The sequence below is a fragment of the Siphonobacter sp. SORGH_AS_0500 genome (assembly GCF_031453245.1).
In the GTDB taxonomy this organism is placed as follows: domain Bacteria; phylum Bacteroidota; class Bacteroidia; order Cytophagales; family Spirosomataceae; genus Siphonobacter.
Window position 1 is genome coordinate 986,314 of record NZ_JAVIYT010000001.1, and the last position, 15,044, is coordinate 1,001,357.

At 45.7% G+C, this 15,044-nt stretch carries 15 protein-coding genes; 6 read left to right on the forward strand and 9 right to left on the reverse strand.

What is annotated here, in order from left to right; genetic code table 11:
• Positions 1-97 precede the first annotated feature (97 nt).
• The 7 genes from QE357_RS04145 to queA all read right to left on the reverse strand — a co-directional run bounded on the left by QE357_RS04145 (position 98) and on the right by queA (position 7,373).
• Complete coding sequence (locus QE357_RS04145) at positions 98-1,399, reverse strand: tetratricopeptide repeat protein (protein WP_309706067.1); 1,302 nt, start codon at positions 1,397-1,399, stop codon at positions 98-100.
• Positions 1,400-1,537: 138 nt separating this feature from the next.
• Positions 1,538-1,963 carry an energy transducer TonB gene (locus QE357_RS04150; protein ID WP_307142118.1) on the reverse strand — a complete coding sequence of 142 codons (426 nt, stop codon included), beginning with the start codon at positions 1,961-1,963 and terminating at the stop codon, positions 1,538-1,540.
• Positions 1,964-2,058: 95 nt separating this feature from the next.
• The gene (locus QE357_RS04155) at positions 2,059-3,291 is read right to left on the reverse strand and encodes a M56 family metallopeptidase (protein WP_309706070.1); all 1,233 of its coding nucleotides are present in this window, start codon (positions 3,289-3,291) and stop codon (positions 2,059-2,061) included.
• A 100-nt stretch (positions 3,292-3,391) separates the two neighbouring features.
• The gene (locus QE357_RS04160; protein ID WP_106635114.1) at positions 3,392-3,763 is read right to left on the reverse strand and encodes a BlaI/MecI/CopY family transcriptional regulator; all 372 of its coding nucleotides are present in this window, start codon (positions 3,761-3,763) and stop codon (positions 3,392-3,394) included.
• Positions 3,764-4,370: 607 nt separating this feature from the next.
• Positions 4,371-5,333, reverse strand: a complete 963-nt coding sequence (locus tag QE357_RS04165) for a YitT family protein (protein WP_106635115.1) — start codon at positions 5,331-5,333, stop codon at positions 4,371-4,373.
• A 248-nt stretch (positions 5,334-5,581) separates the two neighbouring features.
• The gene (locus QE357_RS04170; protein WP_307142121.1) at positions 5,582-6,268 is read right to left on the reverse strand and encodes a 2-C-methyl-D-erythritol 4-phosphate cytidylyltransferase; all 687 of its coding nucleotides are present in this window, start codon (positions 6,266-6,268) and stop codon (positions 5,582-5,584) included.
• 49 nt (positions 6,269-6,317) lie between these two features.
• On the reverse strand, positions 6,318-7,373 hold the full coding sequence (gene queA / locus QE357_RS04175; RefSeq protein ID WP_106635117.1) for a tRNA preQ1(34) S-adenosylmethionine ribosyltransferase-isomerase QueA: 1,056 nt from the start codon (positions 7,371-7,373) through the stop codon (positions 6,318-6,320).
• A gap of 206 nt (positions 7,374-7,579) precedes the next feature.
• Here queA and QE357_RS04180 point away from each other — a divergent pair, with 206 nt between their 5' ends.
• The 5 genes from QE357_RS04180 (at position 7,580) to namA (ending at position 11,988) form a co-directional block, all read left to right on the forward strand.
• Positions 7,580-8,824, forward strand: coding sequence for an ABC transporter permease (locus tag QE357_RS04180; RefSeq protein WP_307142122.1), 1,245 nt, complete (start codon positions 7,580-7,582; stop codon positions 8,822-8,824).
• Positions 8,825-8,959: 135 nt separating this feature from the next.
• A complete protein-coding gene (locus tag QE357_RS04185) occupies positions 8,960-9,337 on the forward strand; it encodes a hypothetical protein (protein ID WP_106635119.1) in 378 nt (125 codons plus the stop codon).
• Positions 9,338-9,478: 141 nt separating this feature from the next.
• Positions 9,479-10,318: a DUF3822 family protein gene (locus tag QE357_RS04190; protein ID WP_309706075.1), complete on the forward strand. Its 840-nt coding sequence runs from the start codon at positions 9,479-9,481 to the stop codon at positions 10,316-10,318.
• Positions 10,319-10,370: 52 nt separating this feature from the next.
• A complete protein-coding gene (gene coaD / locus QE357_RS04195) occupies positions 10,371-10,829 on the forward strand; it encodes a pantetheine-phosphate adenylyltransferase (protein WP_106635121.1) in 459 nt (152 codons plus the stop codon).
• Positions 10,830-10,923: 94 nt separating this feature from the next.
• On the forward strand, positions 10,924-11,988 hold the full coding sequence (namA, locus tag QE357_RS04200) for an NADPH dehydrogenase NamA (RefSeq protein ID WP_106635122.1): 1,065 nt from the start codon (positions 10,924-10,926) through the stop codon (positions 11,986-11,988).
• A gap of 55 nt (positions 11,989-12,043) precedes the next feature.
• Here the strand turns inward: namA and QE357_RS04205 are convergent, their stop codons facing one another.
• Positions 12,044-12,733, reverse strand: a complete 690-nt coding sequence (locus QE357_RS04205) for an NUDIX hydrolase (protein WP_106635123.1) — start codon at positions 12,731-12,733, stop codon at positions 12,044-12,046.
• Positions 12,734-12,940: 207 nt separating this feature from the next.
• Between QE357_RS04205 and pyrE the strand changes: the two genes are divergently transcribed.
• Positions 12,941-13,588, forward strand: a complete 648-nt coding sequence (gene pyrE, locus QE357_RS04210) for an orotate phosphoribosyltransferase (protein WP_307142124.1) — start codon at positions 12,941-12,943, stop codon at positions 13,586-13,588.
• 580 nt (positions 13,589-14,168) lie between these two features.
• Here the strand turns inward: pyrE and QE357_RS04215 are convergent.
• Positions 14,169-14,993, reverse strand: coding sequence for a DnaJ domain-containing protein (locus QE357_RS04215; protein WP_309706081.1), 825 nt, complete (start codon positions 14,991-14,993; stop codon positions 14,169-14,171).
• Positions 14,994-15,044: the final 51 nt, after the last annotated feature.

Genomic DNA, 15,044 nt, shown 5'->3' on the forward strand with positions numbered 1-15,044 from the left:
AACTAAATTTTTAGTTGATTGGGGTTTAAGAAAAGCCCAGCAAGTGGGCTATGTTAGAGATGATTGTAAAGGTTGAAGGAAAGGTTAGGTTTGGGTGTTAGTCTTTTTTGAGCGTGTCAGGAATACTATGGCTAGTATCCTGGGCGACAACAGCGACGGGGGCGGGGAGGATAATTACCTTTTCCGGTTTTAGTTCTGCCAGCCGTCGGGCCGCTGCTTTATCAACCGCCATACAATCCAGGCGATCCTGTGGGCTGCTATACTTTCTCGAATACACGTTTTTACAGAGCCTGAGTGTCTCCTCGTAATACAGCAGAGCCAGTTCGGCGTTGATGTGATGTGTATCGTTCAGTTGAGCCAGCCGGAAAACGGCCTTCGGACGTCTGAAATTGTTAAAAATGGCCTGGTACTGCTTTATGGCGGTTTTAATGGAAGAAGGTTGTTTCTCCAGTTCGTAAAGATCCGCCATGCCCATCTGATAATCCGGTACGCGGGTTTGAGCCAGTCGAACGGCCTGATCGAAACGTCTGAAAGAATTAATATTAAAAATCGTAGAAGAATCTTTTTTTGCCTGCAACAGATAAGCCGTGCCGAGTCCACCGTAGTTATGCTCGGTTTCTTCTCCCAGATTAATCAGGCGATTGAAGGTAAAAATCGATTTATCAAATCGGCCCGTTTCATAGTAGGCCCGCCCCAGCATTCGCTGAAAATAAGCGGTTGAGTCGCCCATAGCCATCGTTTTTTCCAGCGATTGCACCACGGCTTCGAATCGGGCCAGGCGAAAATCAACCCGACTGTTCAGTAATAGAAAACGGATGGAAGTGGAATCTTTCGCGAGCCCGCGTTCAATATATTCCCCCGCAATAGTTAGGTACTTATTGGGATTCAGGTCCAGATACAGACGAGCCAGTTCCGCCAAAGACTCCCGATCCTCTGGATTGATCTTTAAAGCCTTTTCATAATGAATGATTGCCTGCTCATCCTGCTCCAGTCGGTCGTATTGCAGGGCCGCTTGCCGTTGGAAATATCCATTCAAAGAGTCCATCTGAATGAGTTTCTGATACTGAGCCAGGGCGTTGCGGTATTGAGCGTCTTTCTCGAAAAGAATTCCTAACTGATGCAGGGCATCCCGCTGGGAAGTATCCCGTTTCAGAATGCGTTCGTAGGTTCGGCGGGCCGCCAGCGAATTCCCAATTCGTTGATGAGCGATTCCAAGTTCCAGTGCCAGATTATTATTTAATGAATCTGTCTCACTAAGTTTTTGAAGCAGAGGAATGGCCTGCGAGTAATTGCCGGAACGTACCAATCGCTGGGCTTCTGCGTAAGCATCTACTGGCATTTGGGCAAAAGCAGCGTAGGTTCCCAGCAAAAATGCCAGGACAGGTAAAAGTCGTTTCATACATTATCAGAGGTTAGTAATGAATGGTTTGATGAGTTTTGAGTGGAGAGTTAGTAGCTAACCCGTTAACTCAAAACATCAAACGGCTAGGGTATCTCACTTATTAGTTACCAATAGAACGGTTAGGTGGATGATTTATCAATCTCGGTAAGTAGTCACTACCAGATCCGCTTTTTCGGCTTCTGGCAATCGGGTAATGGCTGCATTTTTGCTGTCAATAACAAACGCAAATACTAATTCGTGGGTACTAATGATCGGTTGACCATTTTTATCTTTAGCTGCCTGCCACTTCGGCATGGTTTGAATTACCCGCAAAACTTCTTCTGAAAGGCCGGAATTCTCCCCATTGGCTTTCGCTTCCTGAATGATTCCATCTTTACCCACTGTAAACGAGGCCCTTACTATACCCTGAGCATTTTCTTCCTGCGAAGCCGTGGGGTAACGTGTGTTTTTCGCCAGAAATTTTAGCATTTCCGATCGGCCACCGGCGTAATGAGCAGGACTTTGGGCCTGGGTAATAAAACTGAGGAATCCAAGTACGAATACGAATACGATTGAACGCATAACAATAAACGTTTAATAAGTGGGGATAATCACTTCGACTAGAATAGTCGTCACTTATTACCTAAAAAGTCGTACTCGAAACCGAGCCAGGAGGGCTATTCCATGGTAAATGTAATGGGTAAATTAAAGCGGCTTCTAACGGCATGGCCTGACTGATAACCGGGCTTCCATTTAGGCATATCCTTCATAATTCTTAATACTTCTTCATCGCAGCCAAAGCCAATGCCTTTCATAATTTCTACATCGGCGATGGAACCGTCTTTCTCAACTATAAAGCTGGCAAAAACTTTACCCTCAACGTTCGCTCGTTGAGCCGCAGCCGGATACTTGACGTACTGAGAAAGGTATCGGTACATTTCTGAGTCACCACCTGGAAACTGAGCCTGCTTTTCAACTACGGTAAAAACTTCCTCCTTCGCATTCGTTTGTGCCGGAGTTTCAATGGGAATAATGACGAGTTCCTCCTTTTTTTCTTGCTGAGCACAAGCCGTTGCCAGAAAGATCATCGATCCGAAAACGGGAACAATCAGGGCGTATTTTACCAGAGCCGACGTTTGCGAAGGCTTTTGCTTCAGCATGGAAATCCGGGCTTTGAGAAAAGATTTATTAAAGAAGGTGTGAGCTAGCTCCATCTGCTGAACGCCAAACTGTTGCGAGAACAATAGCATGGCATAATCTGCCCGGCTGGTTTCCAGCCGACTGGCTACTTCGTCGGCCAGGTATTCGTGAATGAGGCAAATGTCCTGTTTCAGGAAATACACCACCGGATTAAACCAGTTCATGATGGCAATCAGCTCAAAGAAGATCACATCAGCTGAGTGTAACTGGCGAACGTGTACTCGCTCGTGCATTTCAATGGTGCGGCGATTCGACAGATTCTTTCCTACGAAAAAGTGATTAAAGAAAGCAAACGCCATATTCTGATCTACTTTGCGATTCGTTCGATAGCGAACCAGATCGCCCAGTCGCATGAGTCGAAACGCAAATCTGCCCAGCAGAATCAAAATCCCACAGAGGTAAGCAACGGCTAACAAATGACCCCAGGCCATGGGGTGTGCCGAGCGGGAATTATCGAGGTAATCAGGGGTAATAAAAACGACGCCGGGATTATAATAGGTGTAAAGCGACTCGTTTACCTGCTGGGTAAGCAGCCAGGTACGAATCCAGTCGGACTGCATGGCCGGGATAAAAAAGGCCAGTGCGGTTCCCGCCAGCAGAAAACTCCGGTTCAACTGATGAAACGTTTCTTTACGGAGGATCAGGCGATAAAACCCATAAAATCCAGCCAAATACAGATTTACTTGCAGGAGATAGTGCAACCAATTCATAGTTGTATGATGGCCTCAGCGGTCGTCTAAAGGTGAGAGGGTTGGAAAGCGGTCGAATCGGTTTAGAGTGTAAATCCGGTTCACACTCTAAACCGGATTCTTACTTTTGTTTCATTTGCTCGATCATCTTGAGGATATCGTCAGCTTCGTTGAGTTCTACTTTCTTTTTCTTTACGAAAAAGGAAAACAGACTACCGATCGAATTACCGAAATAGCTTTCCATCAATTTCTCCGTTGCGAAGGTGCGGTATTGCTCTTTAGTAATCAACGGATGGTATTGGTGTGACTTGCCGTATGCTTTATGCCCCACAAAGCCTTTCTGTTCGAGAATGCGAACAATGGTGGAAACGGTATTATACGCTGGCTTAGGCTCAGGCAATTGGTCAAGAACGTCTTTCACAAAACCTTTCTCAAGAGACCAGAGTACGTGCATAATCTGTTCTTCGGCCCGGGTAAGTTCTTTTTCAACCATAATTGTTCTTGCGTTTGGATACAAAAGGAACTTTCGCCCGATTTTGTATCAGAGAATAATAACTTGATTCAAAGATTAAACTAATATTTTAGTTCTACAACTATTTTTTTCGTTTTGTGCGAAAAAAATTTCATCAGGTGGGGTTTTACTGAAACGGAATGAAAAACTTCTGAGTAGGTAACCTATTCTAAAGAATAATAATTCGCTGAAAGAAAGTCAATTACCAGCTAATATCTGGTTTTCGCTGGTAATGACAAGGACTTGTTTCTGTATTAACGAAAAAACGGAAGCGATCTTAAGAGACCATCTAAAATTTATGCTAATCGTCGGACGCTAAAGCGAATCGTGACACCTGCACTGATGGAGCGTACGACGAAAGACTAGCCAATTTCTGAAGGACGGCAGGTGGAACCAACCGTTACTGTAGGAACGAGAGGCAATCTCATTCCAGAGGTGTTCGTCCGCGACACAGTTGTGGATGGCTGAACTAAGCGTTAGAAATACGGGCTAACAAAGGCCTGCTACTTTAATTAGTCTCGTATTCAGGAAAAGGCTATAAAAAAATCCCCGGACCTTCGCTTGTTCGGGGATTGGTTTTCGAGGTTAATTAATGAAACGCCCGCTTTTTGATCATGCCACCTTTGGTATCCTGAATACTGTGCTGCACAATGAACGCCTGGTTATCTATTTTGTCAACGGCGTTTTTCAGCCGGGTAATTTCTAAGCGAGTAATAACGGTATATACAATATCAATATCTCCTTCACGGTCGCCACGTTTGCCGAAGCCGCGTTGGCCTTTATACATGGTAACACCTCGGCCCATTTCATTCACAATCATGCGGCGGATGGCGTCACTTTTTTCGGATACAATAGTAATGGCCGTATATTCTTCCAGGCCGGTAATAATAAATTCAATTGTACGAGAGGCTGAAAAATACGTCAGCATGGCGTACAAAGCGGTTTCTACGTTAATTAAGAGGGCAGAGATACTAAAAATAAAGACGTTGATGGCCATGATGATGTCCCCAACGGTAAATCCGGTTTTACGGCTCAGGTATAAGGCCAGAATCTCTGTTCCATCTAATACACAGCCCCCCCGAATGGAAAGCCCGATACCTGCTCCCAGGAAGAAACCTCCAAAGACGGCAATCAGCAGCTTATCGTGCGTGAAGACGGGCAATTCCAAAAAGGCCAGACAGAGAGCCAGAGCAATAATCGCAAACAGCGTACGAATGGCAAAACCCAGCGAAATCTGTCGGAAGCCTAGAAAAATAAAGGGGATGTTAAAGATGACCAGCAAAATGGAAAGATTCCAATCGGTCAGAGCACGTACGAGTAGGGAAATCCCGGTAACGCCACCATCCAGAAAGTGACTGGGTAATAAAAAGCCACGAAGCCCTACCGCTGCAGTGAAGATCCCAAAGACGATGAGAAGGGTATCTTTGGTGACCTGCTTTGGATTCAGCGTGCGAAAGTTTCGAACCTGATGATAAAAAAAGCGGCGGAAGGGCGAGCGATGAGTAATAGTAACGCCGGGGAGCCGCAATGGAGGTGAAGTATTGTGTAACATAGAGCGAATTGAGAAGGTGATGAATAGAAAACACTAACTATTCCGCTATGGATAGTATAGTAAATATATCGATTTTATCCTACTCTATCCCGCTAAAACGCACTTATCCACAGAAGATTAGAAAATTCTAATCCGGTTAATTACAAATTAAGCATCTGATTTAAAGAAAGAATCAGAAAAAGCTGTATTGTTTTCAGTCGCTTTAAAACTACGTAACTGCCTGATAATGGAGAAAATAAGAAAAAACGTTAAGCTAAAGAGCTGCCTTTCAGCAGAGCTTCTGCGAAGGCGAGGTCTTCGGGCGTCGTGATTTTAATGTTTTCGTACGAACCTTCCAGCAGGTGAATGGGGTAACCCGCTGCTTCGGCTACGCTGGCATCGTCCGTAAATAAAGGACTTTCGGCCTGTTCAAAAGCTTTTTTGAGCAGGGAAACCTGAAACGTCTGCGGTGTTTGCACGAGGCGAAGTTTAGAACGATCCAGAGCACTATTCCCCGCATCTTCGGTAACCAGACGAATAGAATCTTTGGCCGCAACGGCGGCAATGGCTGTACCGCTTTCTGCCGCGACTTCGAAACTACGGGCAATCACCGAAACTGGAACCAGCGGACGAACACCATCATGAACCGCCACGAGTCCATCTGTAGTAACCTGTTGTAAGCCATTGCGAACTGACTGAAAACGAGTAGCTCCGCCGGGCGTTTCAATAATAGGCTGAGAAAAGGGCAGGGGATATTCTTTACGAAGCTGTTCCCAGTAGGAAAACTGGTCGGCGGGCAAACACAGAATAACCTGTAGATCGGGAGAATACTCCAGAAAACGCTCCAGTGTATGAATCAGGATGGGTTTTCCAGCAAGAGATAAGAATTGCTTGGGCAATGAAACGCCCATGCGACTGCCGCTGCCACCAGCAACGAGGATAACGTATCGTTTCATAACTATGGGCTGTTAGCTATCAGCTACCAGCCCATAGCTAACGAGCCAATTACAGAATCAGCATTAAATCGCCGTAACTGAAGAACTTATATTTTTCCTTAATGGCCGTTTGGTACGCTTCCATCATCAAGTCATACCCACCAAAGGCACACACGCCCATGAGCAGTACGGATTCTGGTAAATGGAAGTTCGTTAACAAGGCATTACTGATTTTGAAATCGTAAGGAGGGAAAATGAAACGATCCGTCCAGCCTTCGCTTGGTTTCAGTCGTGAATTCGCAGAAACCGACGATTCCAGCGTTTTCAATACCGTATTCCCTACGGAACAAACCCGTTTTCCGGCGTCCAGAGAAGCATTAACTACGTCCGCTGTTTGTGCAGGAATGAAGTAAGGCTCAGAATCCGTTTTGTGCTTGGTGAGATCTTCTACGTCTACCTGACGGAAAGTGCCCAAACCTACATGAAGGGTAATCGGCGTAAAGTCGGTGCCGTTAATCTCCATGCGTTTCTTGATATTCTTCGTGAAATGCAAACCGGCGGTAGGGGCAGCTACGGCTCCTACTTTCGAATCATCCGCAAAGATGGTTTGGTAACGCTCCCGGTCTTCATCCGTAGCTTTCCGGCGACTTTTAATTTCTTCGGGTAGAGGCGTTTCGCCCAGCTCGTGAATGGCTTTCATCAACGCATTGTGGTCGCCATCGTACAAGAAACGAATGGTACGACCCCGCGAAGTGGTATTGTCGATTACCTCTGCTACCAGATCGCTATCGCCAAAGTACAGCTTGTTACCCACCCGAATTTTACGGGCCGGGTCTACCAGCACATCCCACAGGCGATGTTCACGATTTAGCTCACGGAGTAAGAATACCTCAATCTGTGCTCCGGTTTTTTCCTTGCTACCGTACAAACGAGCTGGAAAAACCTTAGTATCGTTCACAACCATCGTGTCGCCTTCGCCAAAATAATTCACGATATCACCGAATTTTCGATGTTCGAATTGCCGGGTTTGACGATTAACTACCATCAGTCGTGCTTCGCCGCGTTCGACTGGATGGAGGGCAATGAGATTTTGCGGCAAATCAAATTTAAATTCGGATAACTTCATGGAATTCAGCTAGATACCAGATAGTGTTGGCTAAATATGCACTTTATCAAGGCCGAATGTCAAGCTTTTTTGGAAATTTTATAAAAAATATTTAAAAAGCGGTATTCCGTTTAACCTTTAAAAAGTATAGTTGAACCAACTTTTTCTTGTAAAACATTTGGAATGATTTCTACTTTGAAACTTGCACCTCAGATAGACTCATAAACATGAAATTTCTTCGGCAGGTTTTCGAAAGTCTTCGCTTTGCCTGGCAGGCCTTACGTTCTAATTTGTTACGAACCGTATTGTCGCTACTGGGCGTGAGCGTGGGTATTTTTTCAATTATTGCCGTTTTTACCATGGTCGACTCACTGGAAAGCAGCATTCGGGAAAGCCTGAGTTTTACGGGCAGTAATACCATTTTCGTTTCCAAGTGGTCCTGGGATTACAGCAGCCCGGATTATGCCTGGTGGAAATTTTTCCGGCGGCCTGCTCCGAGTTATTCTGATTTTCAGTTCTTAGAACGTAACCTTGAAAACGCCCAATATGTTGCCATTTCGGACGGACGGGGTGGCCAGACCATCAAAAATGGGAATAATTCCATGACGGCTGGCGTGCGGGGTATTAGTTATCAATACAACCAAATTTCAGATTTACCCGTTGAATCAGGACGTTATTTCAGTCCGATGGAAGAAGAGGCCGCCCGAAACGTGGTCGTTATCGGGGCGGATGTGGCGGCTAATTTGTTCCCTTTTCAGGAAGCCGTCGGGAAATTTGTCCAGATTAAAGGACTGCGGTTTCAGGTAATTGGCGTAATAGAACGCATTGGTACGGGCATGTTTGAGATCGGTGGCAAGCCAGACATCCGTTGTTACATTCCTTATAAATCCTTCTCAAAACTCTTTCACACCAGATACTCAGAACCTAATATTTCCATAAAAGGATATGATCGGGACGAAAAGCTTCAGGAACTTGAAGGCGAATTAACGGGGCTCATGCGGAGCAAACGCGGGTTGAAGCCTTATCAGGAAGATAACTTCTCCCTTAATCGCCCCGAGGCCATTCAGAATCTGGTGGAAACGATCTTTAGTGCCCTTCGCGGAGCCGGGATTATTATTGCTCTCTTTTCTTTATTAATCGGAGGCTTCGGGATTGCCAATATTATGTTCGTTTCGGTGAAAGAGCGAACCAGCCTCATTGGAATTCAGAAATCATTGGGGGCAAAAACCTACTTTATTCTGTTCCAGTTTCTCTTCGAAGCCATTTTCCTGAGTCTGATTGGAGGTATGGTCGGCATTCTCTGGGTTTGGGTATTAACGTTTTACCCGCAGGATTTATTAATCATTCAGCTTTCCTTACGAAACGTCGTTATTGGCCTGGTCGTATCGAGTAGTATTGGCTTGTTATCGGGGATTATTCCAGCCTGGATTGCCGCCCGAATGGACCCCGTATTAGCCATCCGCTCGAAGTAAACAGAGTTGGCAATGTTTTTTAGGGAACTTCGCCTGAAAAATGGTTAATAATTCAACGAAGATATTTTTCTTTGAGTCTAAATGATTCCTTTTACTCATATCCTTGAGTAGGGCACCTAAACAATTCAACCTGAAATGAAAACATTTGGTAAAGTATTATTGATTCTGGCCGTCGTAACGCTGGTCGTTTTCTGGATTCTTACAAAAATTAATTATTCGGAAGGCGAACGAGCAGGAACCATCACTCGCTTCAGTAAACGGGGTTATGTCTTTAAGACCTGGGAAGGAGAGCTATTACTGGGTGGTTTTTCGGAAGGAACGGGCCAAATGAACGCTGAAAAATGGCAGTTCAGTGTCGATAATGGGAAGGATTCCACGATTAGTACCATTAACGAAGCTCTGCGTTCGGGAAGACGGGTAACGCTTTTTTACGAAGAAAAACTCTTCCAGTTTGACTTTGACGGCGAAACCAAGTTCTTCGTAACGAAGGCTGAATTTGCCGATGGCCGCTAAAAGCTGAAGGTAAAAAGGGGGGCTGGTGCAACACTAGAAACGAATCTTTGCCGAAATGTTGATAGTTTTGGTACTTTAATACCCGGTTACTGCTTTAGTTAACTGTGGGTAACGAACCATCAGTAATCAATCCATAGGCGTATGACCCCCGCTTTTCAATTTCGGCAGGAGGCATTTTTACTAACCTCGGTTAGTTCATATATACTTACCCTGGCTCTGAATCCCAAGGATTTTCAGATTAGTATTATTGATCCCGTCAATAATCTGTGTCTGTGGCTGGACGAATTCGCTTTACCTGAAACGACTTCAGAACAAGAATACCTGGCTCAGATTCAGGAGATTGTCAGCAAGCATCCCATTGCTGAAAAAACATTCTGGAAGTCTATTCGGCTCATTGTCAATAACCAATCTTTTACCCTGGTACCGACGGCCCTATTCAAGAAGGAATATGCTGCTCGCACGTTGTCACTGGCCCGTGGTCAGGTGACTAGCCAGGAGACGGTTCAGCATACGCTACATCCGACATGGGAGGCTACTAATCTATTTGCTTTCCCAACGCTGTTTTCGGACTGGATTCTTGATATTTATCCGCTGGAAAAAATTCAGGTTTTTCATCAATCTGATCTTCTGCTGGAATTAAGTTCCAAACTGAAAAGTACGGGACTGATGATTTACGTAGAAAAACAGGCAGCCACGCTGGTCTATGTGAATGAAACGAAGCTCCATTACTGCAATCGCTTTGTATACCGGGCCGCTTCTGACTTAGTTTATTACGTACTTTTTGTAATGAATGAATTAAAAATCGATGCGGAAGAAATTCCGGCCTGGGTTTTTGGCGTGGTGACGGAAGAGGATGACTCCTACAAAGGGCTTTATAATCACATTAAAAATCTGTCGCTGGGCTTACCTGATGCGGTTTCCATTCCCCGCCTGCCCGGAGATTCCCCGATTTTCTATCACGTAGCTACTTTATTGAGCTAGCCAATCGAAATGCCTGTAACCCTCCCTGCTTTCTTAACCCCATCCTTTAGTTATGTCGAAAATCGCTTTTTTCCCCGGTTCATTTGATCCTTTCACGAAAGGACATGAAGATATTGTACGACGGGGCCTGAAGCTCTTCGACGAGATTATCATCGGTATTGGACATAATACCAGCAAAAAGCGGTATTTCTCGGTGGAAGTAATGACACGGGCCATTCAGCGAACCTTTATTAATGAACCGGTTCAGGTAGTTCCTTACCAGGACTTAACGGCCCGGGTGGCTAAAGAATACAACGCTTCCTTTTTGTTGAGAGGACTCAGAAATACAACGGATTTCGAATACGAAAACAGTATTGCCCAGGTTAACCGGGATCTATACGAAGGGTTGGAAACAGTATTCCTGATTTGCTCGCCGGAGTTAGCTCCCATTTCCAGTACCATCATCCGGGATTTGCATCGGTATGGAGCCAGCGTAGATCAATATCTGCCCTATTCGGTGAAAGATCTCTAGACACACAGGCTCGTCTAACGTTCGAATTTGCTCGCTCGGGAACGGAAGTTTATCCTAACTTATTTACTACTTAGGTTTAAACATCTTTCCGAATATGTCACTATTATTTTCTCCACTGACGCTCAAGAAAATCACTTTTCGTAATCGAATCGTGATTTCTCCCATGTGCCAGTATTCATCCGTCGATGGTTTTGCCAATGACTGGCATCTGGTTCACTTAGGCTCACGGGCCGTGGGTGGGGCCGGGTTAATTATTCAGGAAGCCACGGCAATTTCTCCCGAAGCCCGTATTTCTCGCGAAGACCTGGGGATCTGGAAAGACGAGCACATCGAAAAATTACAGCAAATCACTTCTTTCATTCGTCAGCAGGGAGCTGTGGCAGGTATTCAACTGGCTCACGCTGGACGCAAAGCCAGCGTATTTCGTCCCTGGGATGGAGGGGGGCAGGTACCCGAAACGCAAGGGGGCTGGAAACCCGTTGCTCCAAGTAACATTCCTTTTCAGGAGGCTGATGTTCAGCCAACGGCTCTGGATAAAGAGGGTATTCAAAAAGTGATTGCTGACTTTAAAGATGCCGCTGCCCGATCCTTCCGGGCGGGTTATGAAGTGCTGGAAATTCATGCGGCTCATGGGTACTTAATTCATCAGTTTTTCTCGCCTCTTAGTAATAGCCGCACCGACGAGTACGGCGGTAGTTTCGAAAATCGAATCCGAATTCTACTGGAAATTCTGGAAGCTGTACAAACCGTTTGGCCCGTAGAGTTACCCGTGTTTGTACGAGTTTCGGCAACGGATTGGGTAGAGAATGGCTGGGATGTTGAGCAGTCCGTTCAACTGGCCAAAATCCTTAAAGAAAAAGGCGTAGATATCATTGATACTTCGTCGGGAGGTCTGGCTTCTTATGCCAAGATTCAGGCGGGGCCGAACTATCAGGTACCTTTTTCGGATCAGATCAAAAATCAGGCAGACGTACAAACCGGAGCCGTAGGTATCATTACCGAAGCTCAGCAGGCCGAAGAAATTCTTCAGAAGGGTCAGGCCGATCTGATTTTCATTGCTCGTGAATCGCTGCGAGATCCTTACTTCCCGATTCATGCCGCGAAGGTTCTCGGAGACGAAATTAAATGGCCTTCTCAATACGAGCGGGCAAAACGATAAGCTCTAAAAAACAACTTCCCGAAAGTTATAAGCTTTCGGGAAGTTAATAATGACCTTAGTTTTTGGCAGGGACCGTACTCCAGAGCCGCTCAAAAACATAGCGAATGGAGCTATAGGAATCGACCATCGCATTCTGCACTTCTTTTTTAGACATCCAGCTAATCTTCTCGATGTCTTCTTCCCATTGCGGAGTCATGTTTTCATCACTCAGGCAATTCATCTGATACCATTTGGTTCGTTTCAGAATACGGTTACCGTTGTGCGTGTACGTATGCCAGGTCGTACAGATTTTATCGACAAGTTCTGCATCCACACCCGTTTCTTCCTTCACCTCGCGAATAGAAGCTCCTCTTGATTTTTCACCCGGATCCAGTTTGCCCTTGGGTAAATCCCAGCGTTTCAGACGATAGATTAACAGGATTTTATTATCCTTAAAAACTACGCCACCGGCGGCTTTAACCACTTTGAAGTAACTTTTTAACCGGCTTTCAGCTGCTTTCTGATCGGCTACTTGTACCAGAATGCTTTGTAAAGCGGCAGGATGTTCATCGTGTAAAATGTTCATTAAACGTTCCAGAGACGCTAGTGAAGCATTCAGAATCAAAACATGACCGTGAAGCTGATCCGTTTTAATTCCCTCCAGACGGGTATCAATGACCACGTCAAAATCACTCTTTTCCCGTAATAGATTGGCTCGTTGAGCATCAGTAATTTTTACGGGACGGTCGTTGATAAACAGGACCATGAATCTCTCTCTAAATGGTTAGTAATACAAAGATAAAGGAAGTGTGGTAAAGTCCAGAAGTAGGAAACTGATAAAGAAGATAAGCCTTCAAATGGTTCCTTAGGTTGGATAAAGTTAAGGATTGTTTGTCAAAGAAAGGACTGAAAAAAGGGAAGGGAACTTCAGTGCAACTCCTCGACGACGGACAGAATTTCCTACCTTTGTGGCATGGAACTCGTACCCTCATCAACCGTAGCCGCTCGCGTGGCTGAAATGCTTTTGGAAGTAAAAGCAGTACGTCTAAGCCCCGAATCGCCCTTTACATGGGCCTCTGGCTGGAAATCACCCATTTATTGCGATAACCGCGTTACGCTTTCTTCGGCCTCCGTTCGGACGTATATCAAAGATGCGTTAGCCGAAATGATTAAGAATGAATTCGCAGGTGTAGACGCCATTGCAGGAGTAGCCACGGCGGGTATTCCTCAGGGAGCTTTGGTGGCGGATGTGTTAGGGTTGCCATTTCTGTACGTTCGTCCTAAACCCAAAGATCATGGCATGGGTAATCAGATTGAGGGTCGTCTGGAAGCGGGACAGAAAGTAGTGGTTATTGAAGACTTAATTTCAACGGGAGGCAGTTCTCTGAAAGCCGTTGAAGCTTTACGCAAAGGTGGAGCTGAGGTCGTAGGAATGGCGGCTATCTTCACCTACGGATTCCCAATTTCCGAACAGAATTTTGAGCAGGCCGGAGTAAAACTTCGTTGCCTGAGTGATTATAATGCTCTCGTGCAGGCCGCTTTACCGCTTGGATACATCACCGAAGATCAGGTAACTACACTAAAAGAATGGCGTCAGGCTCCTGAAACCTGGAAGCAGTAGGAGTTTTCAGTTTTCAGTTTTCAGTTTTCAGTTTTCAGTTTTCAGTTTTCAGTTTTCAGTTTTCAGTTTTCAGTTTGGAAAGAGAAAACCCATAAAGGTAGGGGAGTTGTTTTGAAATGGAGACCCTAACCCCGGAGGGGTTAAATATGAATAGCCCCGGATGAAAATCCGGGGTGACAACCCAGGTTTCCCCTGGCTGGTGTCCTCACCAGCCTGTCTGCTAAAGGTAGGGGAGTTGTTTGAAAATGGAGACCCTAACCCCGGAGGGGTTAAATATGAATAGTCCCGGTCTGGATGGACCCAGGCTGGATAGCCCTAGATGAAAATCCGGGGTTTTTCGTATGAGGTACATGCCCTCGCCTTGGCTGGTGTCCTCACCAACCACTAGGCTTTTAGTAATGGCGGGTGAGGACACCAGCCAAGGCAGGAGCGGCGGCTTTGGTTACCATTTAAATGGACTTCCATTTCTCGGCCAGACGCCATGAAGTCGCTTCTCTACGTGGATGCCTAACGGGAAAAATCTCCTAACAAACGATTCTGATGTTAATGAATTCATTAAAACCGTAGGCTAACACCTCTTTTACCGACAGTACTTATTCATTAACGCTGCGGCTTCCTGTTCTCCTAAACGAACGGCCTGTTGCCAGTCATCGCAGGCCCGGAGGCTATCTTTTTCCAGCCAGAAATTCGTTCCCCGCATCTGAAAAAGCTTTCCATTTTCCGGGTTACTTCGCAGAGCTTTATTGAGGTGACTGCGACTTTGAGCGTATTTTTTCAGGTAATAACTACAAGTAGCCAGTTCCATTTCCAGCCCTTCTTCGGGTAAAGTTTGCTGGGATACCGTGGATAAATCACCGTATGCTTTTTCAAATTCCCGCAAGTGTAACAACACTTGGCCTCGCAATCGATAAGCAAGCATGAGCTGATCATCATGCACAATGGCCATGTTCAGTTTTCCCAAAGCGGCTAGTGTGTCCTCATCCACCAGCATCCGCGTAGCCTGAGCTACTTCCTGTTCGGCCTGTTTATGGTTATATTGCTGCAACCCGAAAAAACCAATAATAACGCTGAGGATCAGAAGCGAAACGCCCGGAATAAGCCAGCGGCGATACGTCGATCGTGATGAGGGCGGCGGTGACGGGGCAGCAGGTTTGGGTTTCGGCGGCGGGGGTGGTGTTTGCGTTTGAGTCCTTTGAGCAGAATTTAGTTTGAAGTCATACGAAGCCCGCAATGCCGGGTCCGAAAGAACTCGATACGCCTCATTGATTGCTTTAAATTTCTCTTCCGCCTGCGAATGATTAGGGTTTTTATCGGGATGCCAGCGAACGGCCAACTGACGATACGCTCGCTTGATTTCTTCGGCTGAAGCCGTTCTTGAAACGCCAAGTTGTTGGTAATGTGTCAATAGTCTCTGATTTTGCTTAGAACGAAGGTTTCCACTGAAAGGTATTTCATG

Coding starts and splice junctions, on each gene's coding strand:
- QE357_RS04145 (WP_309706067.1), bottom strand. CDS start 1,399: ATGAAACGACTTTTACCTGTCCTGGCATTTTTGCTGGGAACCTACGCT.
- QE357_RS04150 (WP_307142118.1), bottom strand. CDS start 1,963: ATGCGTTCAATCGTATTCGTATTCGTACTTGGATTCCTCAGTTTTATT.
- QE357_RS04155 (WP_309706070.1), bottom strand. CDS start 3,291: ATGAATTGGTTGCACTATCTCCTGCAAGTAAATCTGTATTTGGCTGGA.
- QE357_RS04160 (WP_106635114.1), bottom strand. CDS start 3,763: ATGGTTGAAAAAGAACTTACCCGGGCCGAAGAACAGATTATGCACGTA.
- QE357_RS04165 (WP_106635115.1), bottom strand. CDS start 5,333: ATGTTACACAATACTTCACCTCCATTGCGGCTCCCCGGCGTTACTATT.
- QE357_RS04170 (WP_307142121.1), bottom strand. CDS start 6,268: ATGAAACGATACGTTATCCTCGTTGCTGGTGGCAGCGGCAGTCGCATG.
- queA (WP_106635117.1), bottom strand. CDS start 7,373: ATGAAGTTATCCGAATTTAAATTTGATTTGCCGCAAAATCTCATTGCC.
- QE357_RS04180 (WP_307142122.1), top strand. CDS start 7,580: ATGAAATTTCTTCGGCAGGTTTTCGAAAGTCTTCGCTTTGCCTGGCAG.
- QE357_RS04185 (WP_106635119.1), top strand. CDS start 8,960: ATGAAAACATTTGGTAAAGTATTATTGATTCTGGCCGTCGTAACGCTG.
- QE357_RS04190 (WP_309706075.1), top strand. CDS start 9,479: ATGACCCCCGCTTTTCAATTTCGGCAGGAGGCATTTTTACTAACCTCG.
- coaD (WP_106635121.1), top strand. CDS start 10,371: ATGTCGAAAATCGCTTTTTTCCCCGGTTCATTTGATCCTTTCACGAAA.
- namA (WP_106635122.1), top strand. CDS start 10,924: ATGTCACTATTATTTTCTCCACTGACGCTCAAGAAAATCACTTTTCGT.
- QE357_RS04205 (WP_106635123.1), bottom strand. CDS start 12,733: ATGGTCCTGTTTATCAACGACCGTCCCGTAAAAATTACTGATGCTCAA.
- pyrE (WP_307142124.1), top strand. CDS start 12,941: ATGGAACTCGTACCCTCATCAACCGTAGCCGCTCGCGTGGCTGAAATG.